This is a genomic window from Bordetella trematum, assembly GCF_900078335.1.
GTDB classification, from domain to species: Bacteria; Pseudomonadota; Gammaproteobacteria; order Burkholderiales; family Burkholderiaceae_B; genus Bordetella; species Bordetella trematum.
In genome coordinates, this window is the sequence record NZ_FKBR01000048.1 from 30,463 (window position 1) to 49,278 (window position 18,816).

The following is an 18,816-nucleotide window of genomic DNA, read 5'->3' on the forward strand; positions in this document are numbered from 1 at the left end:
TACACTCAGCGTAGGGGCACTCTCTACCCAAGAACAGCCGCCCCGCCGCCGGGCCGCTCCCAAGGCGGGGCAGCCCCCTCGGGGGGCAGCAAGCGCGCAAAGCGCGCGCAGCGTGGGGGCCCACACACTCAGCGTGGGGGCCCACACTACCTCCCGATCGCGTACGCCTGCATCAGGCGCGGCGTCGCCGCGCCATGCAACAGCCCATCCTCGTCCCGCGCGGCGGCCGTCAGCCGGCCCACGCTCCAGGCTGGCTGGGGATCGATCACGTGGCCGCGCTCGCGCAAGGCCTCGATGACCTCGGGGCTGAAGCTGCTTTCGATCGCCAGGTGCCCCGGCTTGCGATCCCGCGGATAGAACGACGTCGGGAAGTGCTGGGTATGGGACATGGGCATGTCGATGGCTTCCTGCAGGTTCAGGCCATGATGCACATGGCGCAGGAAGAGCTGCAGTTGCCATTGCTCCTGCTGATCGCCGCCCGGCGTGCCGAACACCATATAGGGTCGGCCGCGATGCAGCGCCAGCGACGGCGTCAGCGTGGTGCGCGGGCGTTTTCCGGGCGCCAGTGTGCCCGGCAGGTCCGGTTCGAGCCAGAACATCTGGGCGCGGGTATTCAGGCCAAAGCCCAGCTCCGGGATCACCGGCGACGACTGGAACCAGCCGCCCGAAGGCGTGGCCGACACCATATTGCCCCAGCGGTCGATGACATCCACGTGAGTGGTATCGCCGCGCTTGGCCGCGGCCACCGGCGTGGCGGGCGCCACCGGCGTGACCTTGGACAGACGCGCCAGCGTGTCCATGACCCGCTCCCACTGCCCCTCGAAACCCGGAATGCGGCCCGGGCGCAGTTCATGCGAGGCCCGCTCGCCGATCAACTCGCGCCGGGCAGCGTTGTAGTCATCCGACAGCAGGATCTGCAGCGGCACCTCGCAGAAGGCCGGATCGCCGTAATAGACCTCGCGATCGGCGAAGGCCAGCTTCATCGCCTCGGTCAGCGTGTGAATGAATTCGGCGCTGTCCGGCCCCATGGAGGCAAGGTCGAATCCCTTGAGCAGGGCCAGGGTCTGCAGAAACACCGGCCCCTGACTCCAGCCGCCCGCCTTGGCCACGGTGTAGTCGCCATAGTCGTAGGTCAGCGCCGGCTCGTAGCTGGCCGACCAGCCTGCCAGATCGCTGGCGCGCAGCACGCCGCGATGGGCGCGCCCGCTCTCATCCATCACTTCGGTCTGAGCGAAGCGATCGATGGCCTCGGCGATGAAGCCGCGGTAGAAGGCATCGCGGGCCGCCTCGATCTGGCGATCACGATCCGCGCTGGCCGCCTCGGCCGTCTCCAGCACCCGGCGCCAGGTGCGCGCCAGAGCGGGGTTGCGGAACAGCTTGCCGGCCTGCGGCACCTGCCCTCCGGGCAGGTAGACCTCGGCCGTGCTGGGCCAGTGCTGCGTGAAGAAATCCTGCAGACCCTTGATCGTGTTGCTGATGCGCGGCATGAGCGCATGACCGGACTCGGCGTAGAAGATCGCCGGCTCCAGCACGTCGCGCAAGCGCATCGACCCATGATCGCGCAGCAGCAGCATCCAGGCATCGAAAGCGCCCGGAATCACCGCCGGCAGCAACCCGTTGCCTGGGATCAGATCCAGCCCCAGGCCACGATAGTGCTCCAGCGTCGCGGCGGCCGGCGTCGGCCCTTGCCCGCAGAGCACCTCCGTGCGGCCCGTCCTGGCCGAGTGGAAGATCACCGGCACTTCGCCGGCCGGCCCGACCAGGTGCGGCTCGACCACCTGCAGCACGAAACCGGCGGCCACGGCCGCGTCGAAGGCGTTGCCGCCACGTTCCAGCAGCCCCATGCCGGCGGCGCTGGCCAGCCAGTGGGTGGAGGTCACCACGCCGAAACTGCCCAGAATCTCCGGGCGGGTGGTGAACATGCGGTGTCCCGAATCCATGACGCTTACTTGCCCGCAGCCTTGACGCCCTTCAGGCGGATCAGGCCATCGGGGTAGGGTTCAAACCCCTGGATGCTCTGCTGGGCGCCGAAAATCCACGGCAGGTAGAACAGATAGATCTGCGGACGCTCGACCTGCATCTTCTGCAGCACCTGGCTGTAGAGTTCGCGGCGCTTGCCCTCATCGGACACGGCGCGGGCCTCGTCCAGCAGTTTGTCGATCTCGGCGTCGCAGAAGCGGCCGTCGTTCAGGTTGCCCTTGCAGGCGACGTACTGGTGGATGTTGCCGCTCGGGTCGACCCGGCCAGACCAGCCGGTCTGGCCGATCTGGAAGTCGCCTCGCGCGAGCGCCGCCTGCACGGCGGCAAACTCCAGCGGCCGCAGGGTGATGTCAAAGCCGGCCTCGGCCCCCATGGCCTGGATCAGTTCCATGACCTGCTGCATGGTGGTGTTGTTGCCATAGGTCAGTTCGAACGCCACGCGATCATGGCCGGCCTCCTTGAGCAGCGCCCGGGCTTTCTCCGGGTCGCGGCCGCTGTGCTCGACGCTGGTATCGAAGGCAAAGCTGGCCGGCGCGAACGGCTGATGCGCCGGCTGGAACATGCCCTGGCCGACCACCTGGTTGATCACGTCGCGGTCGATGGCCAGTTCGAGGGCCTGACGCACGCGCTTGTCCTTGAAGGCCGGGTTGACGCGATCGCCATGGGCGACGTTGACCGCCACCGCCTGAAAACCCAAGCCGGTGACCGGCGCGAAGCGCAGCTTGGCGTCACCCTTGACGGCATCGGCATCGGTCGGGGCAATGCGCTCGACGATGTCCAGGCCGCCGGCGCGCAGGTTGTTCAGTCGCACGGTGGAGTCCGGAATCGGCGTGAACACCACGCGATCGAAGTGATAGTTGCCGGCGTCCCAGTACTGCGGGAATTTCTCCAGCACGATGCGATCGTTCTGCACCCGCTCCTTGAAACGATAGGGGCCGGAGCAGACCGGCTTGCTGCCAGGATCCTTGTCGAAAGTCGCCGGCGAAATCATCATCCCGGCGCGATCGGACAGTTGCGACAGCAAAGAGGCGTCCGGCGCCTTCAGATGCAGCACCACCGTGCGGGCATCGGGGGCGTCCACGCTGGCCACGGCCGACAATTCGCTCTTGCGGTTGCTGTCGGGCAGCGTCATGGCCCGGTCCAGGTTGGCCTTGACCGAGGCGGCGTCGATGGGATTGCCATCGTGATAGACCGCCCCTTCGCGCAAGGTGAAGGTCAGCGTCTTGCCGTCGTCGGAGGTCTTCCACGACTCGGCCAGTTGCGGCACGAACTTCAGATCCGGCGTGATGTCGACCAGGCGGTCGCACATCGAGGCGAACACGATACGGCCCACGAAGGTGCGCGCACGGGTGGGATCCAGCACATCGGGATCGTCCTGCAGGCCGATGCGCAGGGTGGACTGGGCCGACACGGCGGCGCTGGCAAGCATCCCGGCAACAGCCAGGGCAAGGCGGAGTTTGGACATGAGAAACGGCTCAAAAAATCAGACCAATCTCAATTCTAACTCCGCCCTGGGGGGCGCCTGGGACACTGACTCTCAGTACTTGTCCAGCGCCAGGTAGCGGCTGGTCTGGATGATTTCCTCGCGCTCCTTGAAGCTGGCCAACTGGCCGGCCACGCCGCTGGAGTCGCCCGTGCTGCGGATCTGTGCGAGGGTCTGCTGGATGGCATGGATGGCTGCGCGCTGCAGATCGGATGGAATGATGACCAACTGATAACCCAGCCGGGTCAGCTCCGGCACCGGCACCAGCGGCGTCTTCCCGCCATAGAACATATTGATGAGTTTGGGCCCGGGCAGGCGACGGGCGATCTCGTGGATCTGTTCGACGCTTTCCGGAGCCTCGACGAAGATCATGTCGGCGCCCGCTTCCACGTAGCGCTCGGCGCGCGCGATGGCGGCCTCGAAACCTTCGACAGCGATCGCATCGGTGCGCGCGATCACCAGACAATCCGGATCGCTCAGGGTCTGGCGCGCGATGCGGATCTTCAGGCACATCTCGCTGGCATCGACCAGGCTTTTGTCATCCAGATGGCCGCAACGCTTGGGGAAGGACTGGTCTTCGATGTGGAACGCCGCCACCCCGGCGCGCTCGAAGGCCCGCACGGTGCGCTCGACGTTGGCGCTGCCGCCAAAGCCCGTGTCGGCATCGGCGACCACCGGCAGGCCGCTGGCGTCCACGATCTTCTCGATGCGTTCGAGCACCTCGGTGAAGCTGAGGATGCCCAGGTCGGGATAGCCGGCCGCGCGCGCAATCGCGCCGCCGCTGGCATAGACGGCCTCGAAGCCGGCCAGCGCCACCAGGCGTGCCGACAGACCGTCATAGGCGCCCGGGGCCACCAGCGTGGCGCCGCCCGCCAGGGCCTGACGCAGTTTCTGGGTGGGTTTCATGGATGACACTCCTTGCAGGGATGGGGCGCCCCCTGGCAGCCCCGACCCGTGCATCATGGTCTTGCCTGATAGAAATGTCTAATATATTGAATATTCATAATCAGCACATATTAAATATCAATAAAAGTCATGGAACTCAGGCACTTGCGTTATTTCGTGGTCACCGCGCAGACCGAGCACTTCACTCGCGCGGCCGAACGTCTGGGTATGGCCCAGCCGCCCCTGAGCCAGCAGATCCGCGAACTGGAACGCGAGATCGGCACGCCGCTGTTTGACCGGGTCGGGCGGGGCGTGGTGCTCAACGCCGCCGGACGTGCCTTTCTCCCCTGCGCCCAGGACATCCTGGCGCGCGCCGAGCAGGCGCGCGATGTGGCACGGCGCGCCGCCCGCGGCGAAGCCGGCATGCTGAAGCTGGGGTTTACCGAATCGGCGTCGTTCAACGATACGGTGATCCGCGTGCTGGGGGCCTACCCCGAAAAGCACCCGGGCGTGGAGCTGCGGCTGGAAGAAGCGCCGAGCGAAACCCTGATCCAGCGCGTGGCCGACGGCGCCCTGGACGCCGCCTTCGTGCGCCCGCCCTTCTCGGCCAGCGGCCTGATCCGTTATGTGCCGCTGACGCCCGAACCATTGATGGCCGCCCTGCCTGCCGGCCATCCCCTGGCCGGGCGCGACACGCTGCAACTGGCCGACCTGAGCGATGCGCCCTTTATCGAATACACGCGCCAGTCCGGCTATGGCCTGTCGGCCGACATCATCGCCGCCTGCCGGCGCGCAGGCTTCAATCCCGCCATCCGCCAGCGCGCGCCGCAATTGTCATCGGCCATCAACCTGGTGGCGGCCGGCCTGGGCGTGGCCATCGTGCCGGCTTCCATGCAGCACGTGCGGGTGCGCGGCATCCATTACCTGCCGCTGCGACTGGACTGGCCGCGCGCCGTGCTGGGGCTGGTGATACGCCATGACGAACGTTCCAGCCTGGTGAGCCACCTGCTGGACCTGCTGGCGCCCGATACGACCGAATCGCTGCAGACCGCTAGCCAGACCCCCTAGCCGCGCGGCGCGAGCGCTGCCGCCAGGCTGTTTTCGGCCAACCGGCCTGCCTGCCCGCGCGTCATTCCCAGGTGCTCGTGCAGCGCCACGAAGTTATCGCCCACGTAGCCGCCGAAGTAAGCCGGATCATCGGAGTTGACGCTGACATTCAGGCCGCGTTCGAGCATCTTCAGAATGGGATGCTCGGCCAGACGGGGAAATACCTGCAGGCGCTGGTTCGACAGCGGACAGACCGTCAGCGGCATCTGGATATCGACCAGGTGCTGCACCAGGCGTTCGTCTTCACAAGCTCGCACGCCGTGATCGATGCGCCGCACCTGCAAGCATTCCAGGGCCTCCCAGATGTACTCGGGCGGCCCTTCCTCGCCGGCATGCGCCACGCCTGGCAGGCCTTCAGCGCGGGCGCGCGCGAACACCCGCTCGAAAAGGCGGGGCGGAAAGCCGGCTTCGCTGCTGTCCAGGCCGACCGCGATGAAGGCGTCGCGATACGGCAAGGCCGCCTCCAGGGTCTGCATGGCGGCCGCCTCGGGCAGATGCCGCAGGAAGCTCAGGATCAGGCCGCTGCTCACGCCCAGCTCGCGGCGGCCATCGGCCAGCGCCGCCTGGATGCCTTCCAGCACGACCGGCAGCGCAATGCCCCGCTCGGTGTGAGTCTGCGGGTCGAAAAAGGGTTCGGTATGCACCATGCCCTGGGCGGCGCTTTGCTTCAGATAGGCCCACGTCAGGTCATAGAAATCCTGGGCTGTCTGCAACACCTGGGCGCCCTGGTAATACAGATCCAGGAATGCCTGCAGATCGCGATACTGGTAGGCAGCCCGCAAGGCATCGATATCGGCCCAGGGCAGCGCCACACGGTTGCGCTGTGCCAGCGAGAACAGCAGCTCCGGCTCCAGCGCTCCCTCCAGGTGAATGTGCAGCTCGGCCTTGGGCAGGGCAATCAGCCAATCACGCATGGTCCATCCTTGAAAGTCGGCTAAGTCGGCCATGATAGTCCGCCAGACAGTCGCTCACATCCATGAAAAAGAACATCATGTTTTTTATATTCTCAAATAGAGAATCAACAGCTATGCTGCGCGTATGACCCTCCCAGACATGGAACTCTCCGATCTGCGCATTTTCCTGGCCGTGGCGCGCGAGCAAAGCATTACGCGCGCGGCCCAGGCGCTGGACCGCGTCCCCTCCAACGTCAGCACGCGCATCCAGCAACTGGAGGCCGCGCTGGGCGTGGCGCTGTTCGAACGCCCGGCGCGCCGCATGCGACTGAGCCCGGCCGGCCAGACCCTGGTCGGCTACGCCAGCCGCCTGCTCGATCTGGCCGAACAGGCGCACCAGGCGGTAGCCGCGCCGGCGCCGGCCGGACGGCTGCGCCTGGGCGCCATGGAAAGCAGCGCCGCCAGTCGCCTGCCGGCGCCGCTGGCCCGCCTGCACGCCCGCTGGCCGGCGCTGGAGCTGCAATTGCGCACCGGCACCAGCCGCTTCCTGGCCGACGCCGTGCGCAGCCATGCGCTGGACTGCGCCATCGTGGCCCACCCGCATGCCGAGCGCCCCGACGATGTGCGGGCGCTGGGCGCCGACCTGGACGGCGACTATCTGCACAGCGAAGAACTGCTGCTCTTGCAGGCCCAGCCGCAGACCCAGCCGCGCACCCTGGCGACCTTCGCGCGAGGCTGCGCCTATCGCGAACGCGCCGAACAGTGGCTGCGCCAACACGGCGAGGACCTGGCCGGTTGGCAGATCCTGGAGCTGGGCTCGTATCACGCCATCCTGGCTTGCGTGCTGGCCGGCTCGGCCGTGGCGGTGCTGCCACGCTCGGTCTGGGCGCTGCACGCCAGCGCCGCTCATCTGTCGTCCCGGGTCATCGGCCCGGCCCACTGTTTTCTCATCCGCCGCAAAGGCCAGGACAGCGCCAATATCCAGGCACTGCTCGAGGCCCTGCGCGCCTGACCCCACGGAGCAACGCCGCATGACTGCCACCGACTTCACCACCCGCCTGGGCATGAGCCTGCCCATCATCCAGGCCCCCATGGCCGGCGTAAGCACGCCCGCGCTGGCCGCCGCCGTCAGCCAGGCCGGCGGCCTGGGGGCGCTGGGCCTGGGAGCCATGGACGCCGAAACGGCCCGCCTGGCCATCACCCGCACCCAGGCACTGACCGACCGGCCCTTCTGCGTCAATCTGTTCTGCCACCATCCCGCCATCCCGGATCCGGCGCGCGAAGCGGCCTGGCTCGCCTGGCTGGCGCCGCAATTCGCCGCCTTCGGCGCAACCCCACCGGCCGCGCTCAAGGAGATCTACACCAGCTTCGTGGCCGACGACGACATGCTGCAGATGCTGCTGCAGACCCGGCCGGCGGTGGTCAGCCTGCATTTCGGCCTGCCCCCGCGCAAGGTGCTGCAGGCTCTCAAGGCGGCCGGCATCTATCTCATGGCGACCGCCACCCAGCTGGACGAGGCGCGCCGCATCGCCGAGGCGGGCGTGGACGCCATCGTCGCCCAGGGGATCGAGGCGGGCGGCCACCGGGGCACCTTCGATGACACCGCAAGCGACGAGGGCCTGGGCGTGCTGGCGTTGACGCAGTTGCTGGCCGAGCGTCTGTCACTGCCCGTGATCGCCGCCGGCGGCATCATGAACGGAGCCGGCATCGCCGCGGCGCTCGCGCTGGGCGCGCAGGCCGTCCAGATGGGCACGGCCTTCGTCAGCTGCCCCGAATCGGCCGCCGACGACGCCTATCGCCAGGCGCTGCTGGGGCATGACTACGTTGCCACGCGCTACACCCGCGCCATCTCGGGGCGACCCGCACGCGCCATCGTCAATCGGCTGGTCGAGCTGGGGGCCGCACCCGATGCGCCGCCTGTGCCGGCCTATCCGCTGACCTACGACGCCGGCAAGGCCCTGCATGCGGCCGCCCGGGCCCAGGGCGAGAACGGTTTCGCTGCCCAATGGGCCGGCCAGGGCGCGGCGCTGTCGCGCGGCCTGCCGGCCGCCGAACTCATGGCAGCGCTGGCCGAGGAATGGCGCCAGGCCCGCTGAACAGCTTTCAGCGCGCGGTCGTTGCAACGACCGAAAACTGATCTACATCAAAACGCCCCCGCCCCCCGGGGGCGTTATGCTTGCGCCTGCACGCGCGCACGCCCGTCCCCGGCAGCGAACCTGCTAGGCTAAAGGAGCGGCGCGACATCCAAGCCCTTCGATATCCCGGCCTGCCTCCACCCGAAGCAGGCCGGTCAGTCATGGCGAGCGCCTGACGTTCGCCCCATCATTACAGGAGCATCCGTTGTACAGCCTGTTGATTGTCCTGGCCGCCCTGGCCTTTCTGATGTTGGCCGCCTACCGCGGCTACAGCGTCATTCTGTGCGCACCCATCGCCGCCATGGGCGCCGTGCTGCTCACCGACGCCTCGGCCCTGGCGCCCGTGTTCTCCGGTATCTTCATGGAACGCATGGCGGGCTTCGCCAAGCTGTACTTCCCGGTGTTCCTGCTGGGCGCCGTGTTCGGCAAGCTGATCGAGCTTTCCGGCTTCTCGCGCGCCATCGTCAGCGCCGTCCTGCGCATGATCGGCCCGCGCCACGCGGTGGCAGCCATCGTTGCCGTCTGTGCCATCCTGACCTATGGCGGCGTCTCGCTGTTCGTGGTGGTGTTCGCCGTCTACCCCTTCGCGGCCGAGCTCTTTCGCCAGAGCGACATGCCCAAGCGCCTGATCCCCGGCACGATTGCGCTGGGCGCCTTCACCTTCACCATGACGGCGCTGCCCGGCACGCCGCAGATCCAGAACATCATCCCGGGCAGCTTCTTTGGCACCACCGCCTGGGCCGCTCCGTGGCTGGGCATGATCGGCGCAGCCTTCATCGTGGTGTTCGGCCTGCTGTACCTCCAGTGGCGCATGCGCACGGCGCTGGCCAACGGCGAAGGCTATGGCACCGACCTGCGCAACGAACCCTCGCCGGCCGCCGGCGAAGGCCGTGAACCGAACGCGCTGCTGGCGCTGCTGCCCCTGGTGGTGGTGGGCGTGGTCAACTATCTGCTGACGCAGTGGATCCCGCTCTGGTATCCGGCCGGCAGCCAGGTCGATCTGCCCGGCCTGCCCCAGCCGCTGCCGGCCAACGCCGGTGCGCAGCTGGCCATCTGGGCCGTGATGGGCGCCTTGCTGGCAGGTATCGCCACCATTCTGCTGTTCTCGTTTCGCCGCATCGCCGGCCACTTCGCCGAAGGCAGCCGCGCGGCGGTCTCGGGCGCGTTGCTGGCGGCCATGAACACGGCCGCCGAATATGGCTTCGGCGGCGTGATCGCGGCACTGCCGGGCTTTCTGCTGGTGGCCGAAGGCCTCAAGAGCATCGCCGATCCGCTGGTGGGCGAAGCCATCGCCGTCACCACGCTGGCCGGGATCACCGGCTCGGCCTCGGGCGGCATGAGCATCGCCCTGGCCGCCATGTCCAGCACCTTCATCGAAAACGCCAACGCGGCCGGCATCCCCATGGAAGTGCTGCACCGCGTGGCCGCGATGGCCTCGGGCGGCATGGATACCCTGCCCCACAACGGCGCGGTCATCACGCTGCTGGCTGTCACCGGCCTGACGCACCGCCAGTCGTATGGCGACATCTTCGCCATCACCCTGATCGCCACGGCTGCGGTCTTTGCCGTGATCGGCGTGTACTACCTCACCGGCATCGTCTAGCGCCGGCAGGGCGCCGACGCCCTCAGGGGCGTTCGGCCCCGCAGCGCCAGCAGGCGCTGAACTGCGCCTCCAGGTGTTCGCCGCAGGCCGGGCAGAACCAATCCAGCGCCGGCGCCGCCGGCTCGCCGGCCAGGCCGATCACGCGCATTGCCAGCTCGCGGTCGGCCTCGTTGTCGATCCATATTTCGGGGGCGCACTGGTCCACCGGGATCTCACCCATCACGCCCTGCAGATGGGTGTTCTGCAAAACGGCCGGCACCCTGGCCTGCTGCAACAGATTCAACCAATGCTGCGCCAGCAAGAGACTGGGCGCGCGCGTCAACCTGGGCATGAGCCCCCTCCCGCACGTGGAAAAGCGCCATGCTAGCCCAGGCCCGGCGCACAGGACAGACGCTTTGCGTTAGCCTATGACGCGTCCTGTCTGCCGGATCCCATTGTGGCGCTACGCAAATCCTCATTCTTCCTGCGCTTTCTGACCCTGGGCGTGCTGGCCCATCTGTATGTCGGGCTGCGCCTGATCCCCGATGCGCCGGTCGGCCCCGACTGGCGCATCGCCGCCGCCCTGGGGCTGCTGCTGTCCTGCATCCTGATTCCGCTGGGCATGCTCAGCCACGCCAGCGGCCGCCAGCCCTGGGCCGACAGGCTCGCCTGGGTGGGCCTGCTGTGCATGGGCCTTTTCTCCATGCTGTTCGTATTCACGGTGCTGCGTGACGTGTTGCTTCTGGCCGCCTGGCTGGTGTCGCTGGCCAGTGGCAGCGGGCCGCTGACCCGGCTGCGCGCGGCCTCGGCGCTGGCGGTGCCTGCCCTGGCCCTGGCCGGCACCCTGCTGGGGCTCCATAACGCGCGCCGCCTGGCGCACGTCAAACGGGTGGACGTGCCCATCGCCGGGCTGCCCCCCGCCCTGCAGGGCATGACCATCGCCCAGATCAGCGACGTGCACGTCGGCCCCACCATCAAGGCCGGCTACGTGCAGGCCATCGTCGATGCCGTCAATGCGCTGCGCCCGGAACTGATCGCCATCACGGGCGACGTGGTCGACGGCAGCGTGGCGGCCCTGTCGGCCCATACCGCGCCGCTGGGCAAGCTGCATGCGCCTGGCGGTGTCTTCCTGGTGACCGGCAACCACGAGTATTACTCGGGCGCCAGCGCCTGGGTGAACGAATTCCGCCGCCTGGGCCTGACTGTGCTGCAGAACCAGCACAGCGTGATCGAGCGCGGCGGCGCCCGGGTGGTGGTGGCTGGCGTGACCGACTATGGCGCCGGCGCGTTCGACCCGGCTCAGCGCAGCGATCCGCGCGCCGCCCTGCAAGGCGCGCCGGCGCAGGCCGGCCTGCGCCTGCTGCTGGCCCATCAGCCACGCAGCGCCCGCGCAGCCGCGCCATTGGGCTACGATCTGCAACTCTCGGGGCATACCCATGGCGGCCAGTTCTTCCCCTGGGGTTTCTTCGTGCGCTTTCAGCAACCCTTTACCAGCGGCCTGCATCGCGAAGGCGCCATGTGGGTCTACACCAGCCGCGGCACCGGCTATTGGGGGCCTCCGCTACGACTGGCCGCCCCGTCCGAAATCACCTTGCTGCGCCTGGTGGCGGCGCGTTGACCGCGTCATGCGACAATGCCGCCCCGCCGCCCATCCGCTTTTTCCGCCACGGTCATGCCCTCTTCCCCTGCCCCCGCCGACTCCCGCCGCCGCGTTGCCGTGATCGGAGGCGGCCCGGCCGGCCTGATGGCCGCCGAGACCCTGGCCCTGGGCGGCGCCCGGGTCGATCTTTACGACGCCATGCCCTCGGTGGGACGGAAGTTCCTGCTGGCCGGACGAGGCGGACTGAACCTGACCCACAGCGAACCGCTGGCCGACTTCATCGGCCGATTCGGCGCACGCGCCCCGCAAGTCGCCGCCTGGCTGCAAACCCTGGATCCCCAGGCCTTGCGCGAATGGACCCACGCCCTGGGCGTGGAAACCTTCATCGGCACCTCCGGACGAGTCTTTCCGCGCGAGATGAAGGCCGCTCCCATGCTGCGGGCCTGGCTCAGCCGCCTGCGTGCCCAGGGCGTTCGCCTGCACATGCGCCATCGCTGGCTGGGCTGGCGCGAGCCGGCACAGGCCGGCCCCGGCTGCCTGCGTTTCGCCACGCCCCAAGGCGAGCAGGAGCACGCCGCCGACGCCGTGATACTGGCCCTCGGCGGGGCCAGCTGGGCCCGCCTGGGTTCGGATGGCAGCTGGCTGGCGCCGCTGCAGGCGCTCGGCGTGGACAGCGTCCCGTTCGCCCCCGCCAACTGCGGCTTCGACGTTGACTGGAGCCCGCATTTCGCCACCCGCCAGGCCGGGCTGCCGCTGAAATCCGTGGCCCTGTCGCTGGCCGAAGGCCAGCCGGGCCGGCGCGGCGAGTGCATGGTGAGCGCCACAGGCATCGAAGGCAGCCTCGTCTACGCCCTCTCGGCGCCGCTGCGTGAGCAGATCCGCCAGCAGGGCCAGGCCATCGCCTGGCTGGACCTGCTGCCCGACTGGAGCGCAGACCGCGTGTGGCAGGCGCTCCATCATCCGCGCGGCGCACGCTCGTGGTCCAGCCACCTGCAAAGCCGGCTGTCCCTCAAGGGCGTGAAGACCGCCTTGCTGCGCGAATGCCTGCCCGCTTTCGAGGATCTGGATCTGCTGGCGCGGCGCATCAAGGCCTTGCCTATCATCCTGCGCCGCCCTCGCCCCATCGACGAGGCCATCAGCAGCGCCGGCGGCGTGCGCCTGGAGGCGCTCACGGACGCCCTGGAGCTGCGCGCGCTGCCGGGGGTGTTCTGCGCCGGCGAAATGCTCGACTGGGAAGCACCCACCGGCGGCTACCTGCTGACGGCCTGCCTGGCCAGCGGCCGGGTGGCCGCAGGCGGCGCGCTGGCCCGCGACGGCCTCGCCGCGCAGTCCGACGACGCGCCAGCTTGCGGCAAAAGCCAGTAAGGGCGATCACTGCACTGCCGCGATAGCCGGGGGCCCCATGCCTCGCATGGGGATGCAGCCGGTTTGCCGCCGGCGCCCCCTAGCCCTGCAGCATCAGATCCAGATTCTGCACCGCCGCACCGGAGGCGCCCTTGCCCAGGTTGTCGAACACGGCCGCCAGCACGATCTGCCCATGCCCGGCATGCTCCAGCACATGCAGATGCAGGTCATTGCCGCCATTGGCCGCCCGCGGATCGAGCTCCGCCGGCGCCTGCTCCTGCACCTGCACATAGCGGCTGCCGGCATAATGGCTCGCCAGGCGGGCACGCAAGGCCTGTCCGCTGACTCCGGCTGGCAACAAGCGTGTCTGCAAGGCAATGGTCAACACGATGCCCTGGCGAAAAGCGCCGTAGGCCGGCAGGAAAACCGGCCGCGCCGACAGGCCCGCATAGCGTTCGATCTCGGGCGTGTGCTTGTGCTCCAGGCCGAGGCCATAGGCCAGATAGGGCGGCGCATCTCCCCGACCGCCCTCGTACTCCTCTACGCCGGCGCGCCCTTTGCCCGAATAGCCGGACACGGCATGCACCGTGAACGGATAGTCGGCCGGCAACAGCCCGGCCGCCACCAGCGGATGCAACAGCGCCACCGCCCCGGTGGGGTAGCAGCCCGGGTTCGTCACGCAGCGGGCCTGCGCGATGCGTTCGGCCTGGCCCGCCCGCATTTCGGCAAAGCCATACTCCCAGCCCGGCGTCAGGCGGTGCGCCGAACTGGCATCCAGCACCCGCACGGCCGGATTGCGGATGGCGGCCACCGCCTCGCGCGCCGCCGCATCCGGCAGGCACAACACGGCGATATCGCAATCGTTCAGCGCCTCGGCGCGGTGCCGGCTGTCCTTGCGCAGCGCTGACGGCAGCGTCAGCACGCGGATGTCATCGCGGCCGCGCAGCCGTTCGTGGATCTGCAGGCCGGTCGTGCCCTGGTCGCCGTCGATGAAGACACGAGTCTGTTGCATGAGAGTTTCCTTTTCCAGAGATCGGATCGGCTTATCTTCGGCCATGCCATAGAATAGGAAAAGTTGAATTTCATGACTTATAACTTCAGATTTACTGAATTAACTTCCCATGCGTGAAATCAATCTCGACCGGCTGCGCACCCTGGTGACGATCGCCGAGCTCGGTTCCTTCGCCCAGGCCGCCGCCGCCCTGCATCTGGCAGCGCCCACGGTCAGCCTGCATGTGGCGGACCTGGAGGCGCGCATCGGCGCGCCACTGTTGACGCGCCGTCGCGGTCAGGTGCGCCCCACGCCGGTCGGCGAGACCCTGCTCGAACGGGCACGCCGGCTGCTGGCCGAGGCAGACCAGGCCCTGGACGACGTGCAGCGTCAGGTACAGGGCCTGGTCGGCCGGGTGCGCCTGGGCGCCTCGACCGGCGCGCTGGCCTATCTGCTGCCCCAGGCGCTCGAAACACTCGGGCGCGACCACCCCGACATCGACATCCAGGCTGCGGTGCTGACCTCGCAGGAAAGTCTGTCGCGGCTATCCGAGGGCAGCCTGGATATTGCGCTGGTGGCCTTGCCGCTGCCGCCGGCCGCCGGCCTCGTCATCCAGCCCTGGCGACGCGACCCGGTCATGGCCTTCGTGCCTGCCGCCTGGGCGCCGCCGGCGCGCGTCACGCCGGCCTGGCTGGCCGGGCGCGCCCTGATTCTGAACGACAGCACCACGCGTCTGTCGCGCCAGACTGCCGAGTGGTTTGCGCGCGCCGGGCTGCATGCCCGGGCGCGCATCCACCTGAACTACAACGATGCCATCAAAAGTCTGGTGGCCGCCGGCTATGGCGCGGCCTTGCTGCCGCAGGAAGCGGCCGCGCCACAGCCGGACGCGCGCATCGCCATGCGCCCGTTGCGCCCGGCGCTATGGCGCCCGCTGGGCCTGGCGCACCGTGCCGGCCCGCTGGAACGCGCCACCGGCCACGTGCTGCATGCCCTGCAGGCGCTGCGTCAGCGCTGAGCGCCGGTAGAATGCTCCCCCATGACCCGCTCTGCGATTTCACTGACCCTGCGCCGCTGGCAACCTGAGGGCCCGCCCAGCGCCGAAGCCCTGGCCGGGCTCTGGCTGCGCTCGGTGCGCGCCACCCACGACTTCCTGGACGACGCCACGATCGACGCCCTCCATCCCGAGGTGCGCGACCAGTACCTGCATGCCGTGGCGCTCTGGCTGGCCGAAGACGAGCAAGGACGCTGCCTGGGATTCATGGGCCTGCAGGCCTGCGAAGACGGCGCCGACGTCGCCATGTTGTTTCTCGACCCGTCGGCGCGCGGCCTGGGCGTGGGCCGACGCCTGCTTGACCATGCCCGGGCGCTGCATGGCCGGCTCACCGTGGATGTCAACGAACAGAACGCGCAGGCCGTGGGTTTCTATCGCCATTATGGTTTCCGGCCCACCGGCCGCTCTCCCCTGGACGGCCAGGGACGGCCCTATCCGCTGCTCCATATGGCGCTTCCCCCGTCTGCCGCGGCATAAGGCCGGCCCGCTCATCCCCGCCGCACCGGACCGCCATGTCAGAAAGTCCCGCCCTCATCCTGCGCCGCAGCGAACCGGCCGACGCCCCGCATCTGCCCGACATCGAGCGCGATGCCGGCCAACGCTTCCTGGAAGTACCGGGCCTGCAATGGCTCGCCGCAGATGCCGGCATCGACAGCGCCGGCCATCTCTCGCTGATCGCTGGCGGCTGGTCCTGGGTGGCCGCGCTGGAAGGGCGTTTGCTGGGTTTTCTGCAGGCCAGCCGCCACGGCCAGGACCTTCATATCGTGGAACTGTCGGTGCGACGCGCGCAACAAGGGCGCGGCCTGGGCGGCGCCCTCATGGCCGCCGCCCGCCAGGCGGCAAGCGAGGCCGGGCTGAGCCGCCTGACACTGACCACATTTCGCGACCTGGCTTTCAACGAAGCCTTCTACCGGCGCCTGGGTTTCGTCACCTTGGCCCGGCCCGGCGCGCGCCTGCAGGCCATCCTGGCCGAAGAGGCCGGCGCCGGCCTGCCGGGACGTTGCGCCATGGCCCTGACGCTGCCCTGACGCTGCAGCCGGTTCAGCGCTCGCGCGCGGCGCGCAGTTTCTTCCACAGCGTGGTACGCGAGATCCCCAGCAATTTGGCCGCCTGGCCCATTTGCCCGCCCGACTCGGCGATGGCGTGCTGGATGGCGCGCAGCTCTGCCTCGGCACGCAACACGCCAAGGTCGGCCGCCGCCTCGCCCAGACGGGTTTCGGGAAACAGATCGGCCGCCGACAGCACCTGGCCGTCGGCCATGACGGCCGCGCGCGCGATACGGTTCTTGAGTTCGCGGACATTGCCCGGCCAGTCATGCTGCGACAAGGCCCGCTCGGCCGCGGCATCGAATGAGAGGACTGCGCCTTGCGGCTGTTCGCGCAGCAGGCAGCGCGCCAATGGCAGCAGCGCATCCTGGCGCTGGCGCAACGGCGGCAAGCGCAACTGCCCGACCGCCAGACGGAAATAGAGATCGGCGCGAAAACGCCCTTGCGCCACGGCCTGCTCCAGATCGACTTGCGAACTGGCAAGAATGCGGCAGGGCGCCGGCTGCGCCGCCGCCGCGCCCAGCGGCATATAGCGCCCCTCCTCGAGTACCCGGACAAGCACAGCCTGGGCCTTGGGCACCAGATCGGCCACTTCATCGAGAAACAGCGTACCTTCGCCTGCCTGCGCGAAAATGCCTTCGCGCGCCCCGCCCGCTCCGCTGAAAGCGCCGCGCGCATGGCCGAAGAGCTGGCTTTCGACCAGGCCTTCGGTCAGGGTGGCACAGTTCAGGGCCACGAAGGGACCCAGACCCTGGCGGGAGCGACTGTGGATGTAGCGCGCCGTCATGTCCTTGCCCACGCCGGTTTCCCCTTCCAGCAGCAGCGGCAGGCTGCTGCCGCCCAGGCGCTCGATCTGCAGCGCCAGGGCCGCGCCGGACTCGCCCTGGGCAAATGGATTCTCGGCCACACCGCCGGCCGCGCCGGACTCGGCCGCCGCCGCGATCGCCACGCGAATCCGCTCGACCAGCGCATCGGTGTCGTAGGGTTTGGTGAGGTAATCATTGGCGCCGGCAGCGACCAGTCGCACCGCCTGCGCGATGTCGCCATACGCCGTGGCAAACACCACGGTGGCACGCGCCAGATAGGGGATGAGGTGACGATAGAGCGTCTCGCCCGAGCCGTCGGGCAGGCGGATGTCCGCCAGCACGAAAGCCGGGCGCATGCGCAGACGACGCAGCAGCTCCAGCGCCTGGGCGCCGCTCTGGGCCCAGCGCACCGAGATACCCTCCAGCTGCAGACGCTGCTGCAAGGCCCCGCCCAGCACGGTGTCATCCTCGATCAGGAGCACATCGACATCGGTCATCAGGCCTCACTCCGCTTCATGTAGGGCAGCCGCAGCGAGATCCGCGTGCCCGGGTTCAATTCGGTAGCCATCAGCCGGCCACCCAGCCCGCGCACCAGATCACGCACGATCCCCAACCCCATGCGATCGCCCTCGGTGCGCCCCAGCCTCAGGGCGCGGCGAGCCGGCTCGGGCAAGCCGGCGCCCATATCTGAGACATGCAGCGCCAGCGCCCCGGCCCGCGCCCGGGCCACGACGTAGACCGTATCGCCGGACTGCGAAGCCTGGATGGCATTGAGCACCAGGTTCAGGAGAATCTGCCGCAATGGCGCGGCCGGCAACGCAAGCGGCTCGGTGTCGATGCCATGGCAGTGGATCTGCACCGACACCCCGACCCGGCTCGCCTGGGCCTGCACCATCAGGCGGATATCCTCGATATCGGCCCGCTGCAACAAGGCATCGCCGGGACGGAAGGTACGCAGGCTGGCATCGACCACTGCCTGCAAGGCCTGCACGCCGCGCTCGATGAAGGCCAGCGACTCCTGGCGGACCTCGGGACGATCGCCAAACTGACGCAAGGTCTGCAAGGCCGTGCGCATGCCGCCCAGCGGATTGCGGATCTCATGCGCCAGCGCCGCCGACATGCGCCCCAGCACCGCCTCGCGCTCGATGCGGGCATGGCGCTCGGCCAGGTCTTCTCGCTCGCGCGCGCCCTGCGCCATCCAGTTATAGGCGTCCAGCAATTCCTGCAGTTCGGCATCGTGGGCAAAGGCAGTCTCTCCCAACTCGCGCGGTGGCTCGCGACGCGCCTGGCGCAGGCGTTCGGTCAGCAGGATGATGGGGCGCTGCAGCCTGCGCGCCATCCCAAAGCACAGCACCGCGCCGACCAGCCCGATCGCCAGCCCCACCAGCACCAGTTCGTAAGCCAGCTCGCGGCGCTGGCGCAGAAACTCGCTGACATCCAGGTTGGCCACGGCGATGCCCAGCTCCGGGTGATCGGCATCCAGCGCGCGCCAGGTCCAGACGCCGGCCGAACGCGAACTGAAAAGATTGCCGGAGCTGCGCGAGGCCAGATCCAGCGGCAGCGGCTCGACATCGGGATAGCGCGCCACATGGGCCAGCAGCGTGCCATCGGCAGCCGCCACCGCCAGCGTGCGATCCACCACGCCGATATGCGTATCCAACGCGCGATTGAGGACATCCACCATCTGCTCACGGTCGCCCGCGCGCACGGCCGGCAGCACGGCGGCCGACAGGCCGTCGAGATAGACCTGCCCCATGTCGGCGATCTGCCGGTCGAATTGGCGCGACACCCCATGCAGCGCCAGGGAGATCAAGGCGCCCGAAATCACGAGGAACAAGAGGGAGACGGCCAGGGGAATGCGGACCGTGAGCGGCAAGGGAAACATGTCAACGCGGAAAACCGGAACAACCCGA

The 18,816-nt window shown here is 68.7% G+C and carries 17 protein-coding genes; 9 read left to right on the forward strand and 8 right to left on the reverse strand.

All coding sequences use genetic code 11. The features are described from left to right. Positions 1-146 precede the first annotated feature (146 nt). From A7V84_RS19300 to A7V84_RS19310, 3 genes are all read right to left on the reverse strand, one after another. The gene (locus tag A7V84_RS19300) at positions 147-1,922 is read right to left on the reverse strand and encodes a gamma-glutamyltransferase family protein (protein WP_025512821.1); all 1,776 of its coding nucleotides are present in this window, start codon (positions 1,920-1,922) and stop codon (positions 147-149) included. A gap of 23 nt (positions 1,923-1,945) precedes the next feature. Beyond that, positions 1,946-3,445 (reverse strand): ABC transporter substrate-binding protein, encoded by a 1,500-nt coding sequence (locus tag A7V84_RS19305; RefSeq protein WP_025512822.1) that lies wholly within the window; start codon positions 3,443-3,445, stop codon positions 1,946-1,948. Positions 3,446-3,517: 72 nt separating this feature from the next. Next, positions 3,518-4,369 carry an isocitrate lyase/PEP mutase family protein gene (locus A7V84_RS19310; protein ID WP_025512823.1) on the reverse strand — a complete coding sequence of 284 codons (852 nt, stop codon included), beginning with the start codon at positions 4,367-4,369 and terminating at the stop codon, positions 3,518-3,520. 129 nt (positions 4,370-4,498) lie between these two features. On the opposite strand from A7V84_RS19310, the gene A7V84_RS19315 reads away from it, so the two are divergent. Then, entirely contained in the window at positions 4,499-5,416 is a 918-nt protein-coding gene (locus A7V84_RS19315; RefSeq protein WP_025512824.1) for a LysR family transcriptional regulator, read from the forward strand. Here A7V84_RS19315 and A7V84_RS19320 read toward each other — a convergent pair. Then, positions 5,413-6,369: an adenosine deaminase gene (locus tag A7V84_RS19320; protein ID WP_025512825.1), complete on the reverse strand. Its 957-nt coding sequence runs from the start codon at positions 6,367-6,369 to the stop codon at positions 5,413-5,415. The two genes, A7V84_RS19315 and A7V84_RS19320, sit on opposite strands and share 4 nt — an antisense overlap. Positions 6,370-6,508: 139 nt before the next feature. Here A7V84_RS19320 and A7V84_RS19325 point away from each other — a divergent pair, with 139 nt between their 5' ends. The 3 genes from A7V84_RS19325 to A7V84_RS19335 all read left to right on the forward strand — a co-directional run bounded on the left by A7V84_RS19325 (position 6,509) and on the right by A7V84_RS19335 (position 10,086). Next, a complete protein-coding gene (locus A7V84_RS19325; RefSeq protein ID WP_063491904.1) occupies positions 6,509-7,360 on the forward strand; it encodes a LysR family transcriptional regulator in 852 nt (283 codons plus the stop codon). 19 nt (positions 7,361-7,379) lie between these two features. Then, on the forward strand, positions 7,380-8,444 hold the full coding sequence (locus A7V84_RS19330; protein WP_033535413.1) for an NAD(P)H-dependent flavin oxidoreductase: 1,065 nt from the start codon (positions 7,380-7,382) through the stop codon (positions 8,442-8,444). Positions 8,445-8,730: 286 nt separating this feature from the next. Next, on the forward strand, positions 8,731-10,086 hold the full coding sequence (locus tag A7V84_RS19335) for a GntP family permease (RefSeq protein ID WP_052125868.1): 1,356 nt from the start codon (positions 8,731-8,733) through the stop codon (positions 10,084-10,086). A 22-nt stretch (positions 10,087-10,108) separates the two neighbouring features. Here A7V84_RS19335 and A7V84_RS19340 read toward each other — a convergent pair whose 3' ends face one another. Beyond that, positions 10,109-10,417, reverse strand: a complete 309-nt coding sequence (locus A7V84_RS19340) for a putative signal transducing protein (RefSeq protein ID WP_025512829.1) — start codon at positions 10,415-10,417, stop codon at positions 10,109-10,111. A 105-nt stretch (positions 10,418-10,522) separates the two neighbouring features. Here A7V84_RS19340 and A7V84_RS19345 point away from each other — a divergent pair, with 105 nt between their 5' ends. Together A7V84_RS19345 and A7V84_RS19350 are read left to right on the forward strand one after the other, a co-directional pair. Next, positions 10,523-11,683 (forward strand): metallophosphoesterase, encoded by a 1,161-nt coding sequence (locus A7V84_RS19345; protein ID WP_025512830.1) that lies wholly within the window; start codon positions 10,523-10,525, stop codon positions 11,681-11,683. A gap of 54 nt (positions 11,684-11,737) precedes the next feature. Further along, the gene (locus A7V84_RS19350) at positions 11,738-13,030 is read left to right on the forward strand and encodes a TIGR03862 family flavoprotein (protein WP_025512831.1); all 1,293 of its coding nucleotides are present in this window, start codon (positions 11,738-11,740) and stop codon (positions 13,028-13,030) included. Positions 13,031-13,109: 79 nt separating this feature from the next. Here A7V84_RS19350 and argC read toward each other — a convergent pair whose 3' ends face one another. Next, positions 13,110-14,021 carry an N-acetyl-gamma-glutamyl-phosphate reductase gene (argC, locus tag A7V84_RS19355; RefSeq protein ID WP_063491903.1) on the reverse strand — a complete coding sequence of 304 codons (912 nt, stop codon included), beginning with the start codon at positions 14,019-14,021 and terminating at the stop codon, positions 13,110-13,112. Positions 14,022-14,130: 109 nt separating this feature from the next. On the opposite strand from argC, the gene A7V84_RS19360 reads away from it, so the two are divergent. The 3 genes from A7V84_RS19360 to A7V84_RS19370 are packed head-to-tail and all read left to right on the forward strand — an operon-like array spanning position 14,131 to position 16,079. Continuing rightward, complete coding sequence (locus A7V84_RS19360; protein WP_025512833.1) at positions 14,131-15,015, forward strand: LysR family transcriptional regulator; 885 nt, start codon at positions 14,131-14,133, stop codon at positions 15,013-15,015. 21 nt (positions 15,016-15,036) lie between these two features. Then, positions 15,037-15,528, forward strand: a complete 492-nt coding sequence (locus tag A7V84_RS19365) for an acetyltransferase (protein WP_081694971.1) — start codon at positions 15,037-15,039, stop codon at positions 15,526-15,528. A gap of 35 nt (positions 15,529-15,563) precedes the next feature. Then, on the forward strand, positions 15,564-16,079 hold the full coding sequence (locus A7V84_RS19370; protein ID WP_033535416.1) for a GNAT family N-acetyltransferase: 516 nt from the start codon (positions 15,564-15,566) through the stop codon (positions 16,077-16,079). Positions 16,080-16,092: 13 nt separating this feature from the next. Here A7V84_RS19370 and A7V84_RS19375 read toward each other — a convergent pair whose 3' ends face one another. Then, the gene (locus A7V84_RS19375; protein WP_063491902.1) at positions 16,093-17,400 is read right to left on the reverse strand and encodes a sigma-54-dependent transcriptional regulator; all 1,308 of its coding nucleotides are present in this window, start codon (positions 17,398-17,400) and stop codon (positions 16,093-16,095) included. Further along, on the reverse strand, positions 17,400-18,788 hold the full coding sequence (locus A7V84_RS19380; protein ID WP_025512837.1) for an ATP-binding protein: 1,389 nt from the start codon (positions 18,786-18,788) through the stop codon (positions 17,400-17,402). Before A7V84_RS19380 ends, A7V84_RS19375 begins: the two co-directional genes overlap by 1 nt. Between the last annotated feature and the right edge of the window lie 28 nt (positions 18,789-18,816).

Coding starts and splice junctions, on each gene's coding strand:
- A7V84_RS19300 (WP_025512821.1), bottom strand. CDS start 1,922: ATGTTCACCACCCGCCCGGAGATTCTGGGCAGTTTCGGCGTGGTGACC.
- A7V84_RS19305 (WP_025512822.1), bottom strand. CDS start 3,445: ATGTCCAAACTCCGCCTTGCCCTGGCTGTTGCCGGGATGCTTGCCAGC.
- A7V84_RS19310 (WP_025512823.1), bottom strand. CDS start 4,369: ATGAAACCCACCCAGAAACTGCGTCAGGCCCTGGCGGGCGGCGCCACG.
- A7V84_RS19315 (WP_025512824.1), top strand. CDS start 4,499: ATGGAACTCAGGCACTTGCGTTATTTCGTGGTCACCGCGCAGACCGAG.
- A7V84_RS19320 (WP_025512825.1), bottom strand. CDS start 6,369: ATGCGTGATTGGCTGATTGCCCTGCCCAAGGCCGAGCTGCACATTCAC.
- A7V84_RS19325 (WP_063491904.1), top strand. CDS start 6,509: ATGGAACTCTCCGATCTGCGCATTTTCCTGGCCGTGGCGCGCGAGCAA.
- A7V84_RS19330 (WP_033535413.1), top strand. CDS start 7,380: ATGACTGCCACCGACTTCACCACCCGCCTGGGCATGAGCCTGCCCATC.
- A7V84_RS19335 (WP_052125868.1), top strand. CDS start 8,731: ATGTTGGCCGCCTACCGCGGCTACAGCGTCATTCTGTGCGCACCCATC.
- A7V84_RS19340 (WP_025512829.1), bottom strand. CDS start 10,417: ATGCCCAGGTTGACGCGCGCGCCCAGTCTCTTGCTGGCGCAGCATTGG.
- A7V84_RS19350 (WP_025512831.1), top strand. CDS start 11,738: ATGCCCTCTTCCCCTGCCCCCGCCGACTCCCGCCGCCGCGTTGCCGTG.
- argC (WP_063491903.1), bottom strand. CDS start 14,021: ATGCAACAGACTCGTGTCTTCATCGACGGCGACCAGGGCACGACCGGC.
- A7V84_RS19360 (WP_025512833.1), top strand. CDS start 14,131: ATGCGTGAAATCAATCTCGACCGGCTGCGCACCCTGGTGACGATCGCC.
- A7V84_RS19365 (WP_081694971.1), top strand. CDS start 15,037: ATGACCCGCTCTGCGATTTCACTGACCCTGCGCCGCTGGCAACCTGAG.
- A7V84_RS19370 (WP_033535416.1), top strand. CDS start 15,564: ATGTCAGAAAGTCCCGCCCTCATCCTGCGCCGCAGCGAACCGGCCGAC.
- A7V84_RS19375 (WP_063491902.1), bottom strand. CDS start 17,400: ATGACCGATGTCGATGTGCTCCTGATCGAGGATGACACCGTGCTGGGC.
- A7V84_RS19380 (WP_025512837.1), bottom strand. CDS start 18,788: ATGTTTCCCTTGCCGCTCACGGTCCGCATTCCCCTGGCCGTCTCCCTC.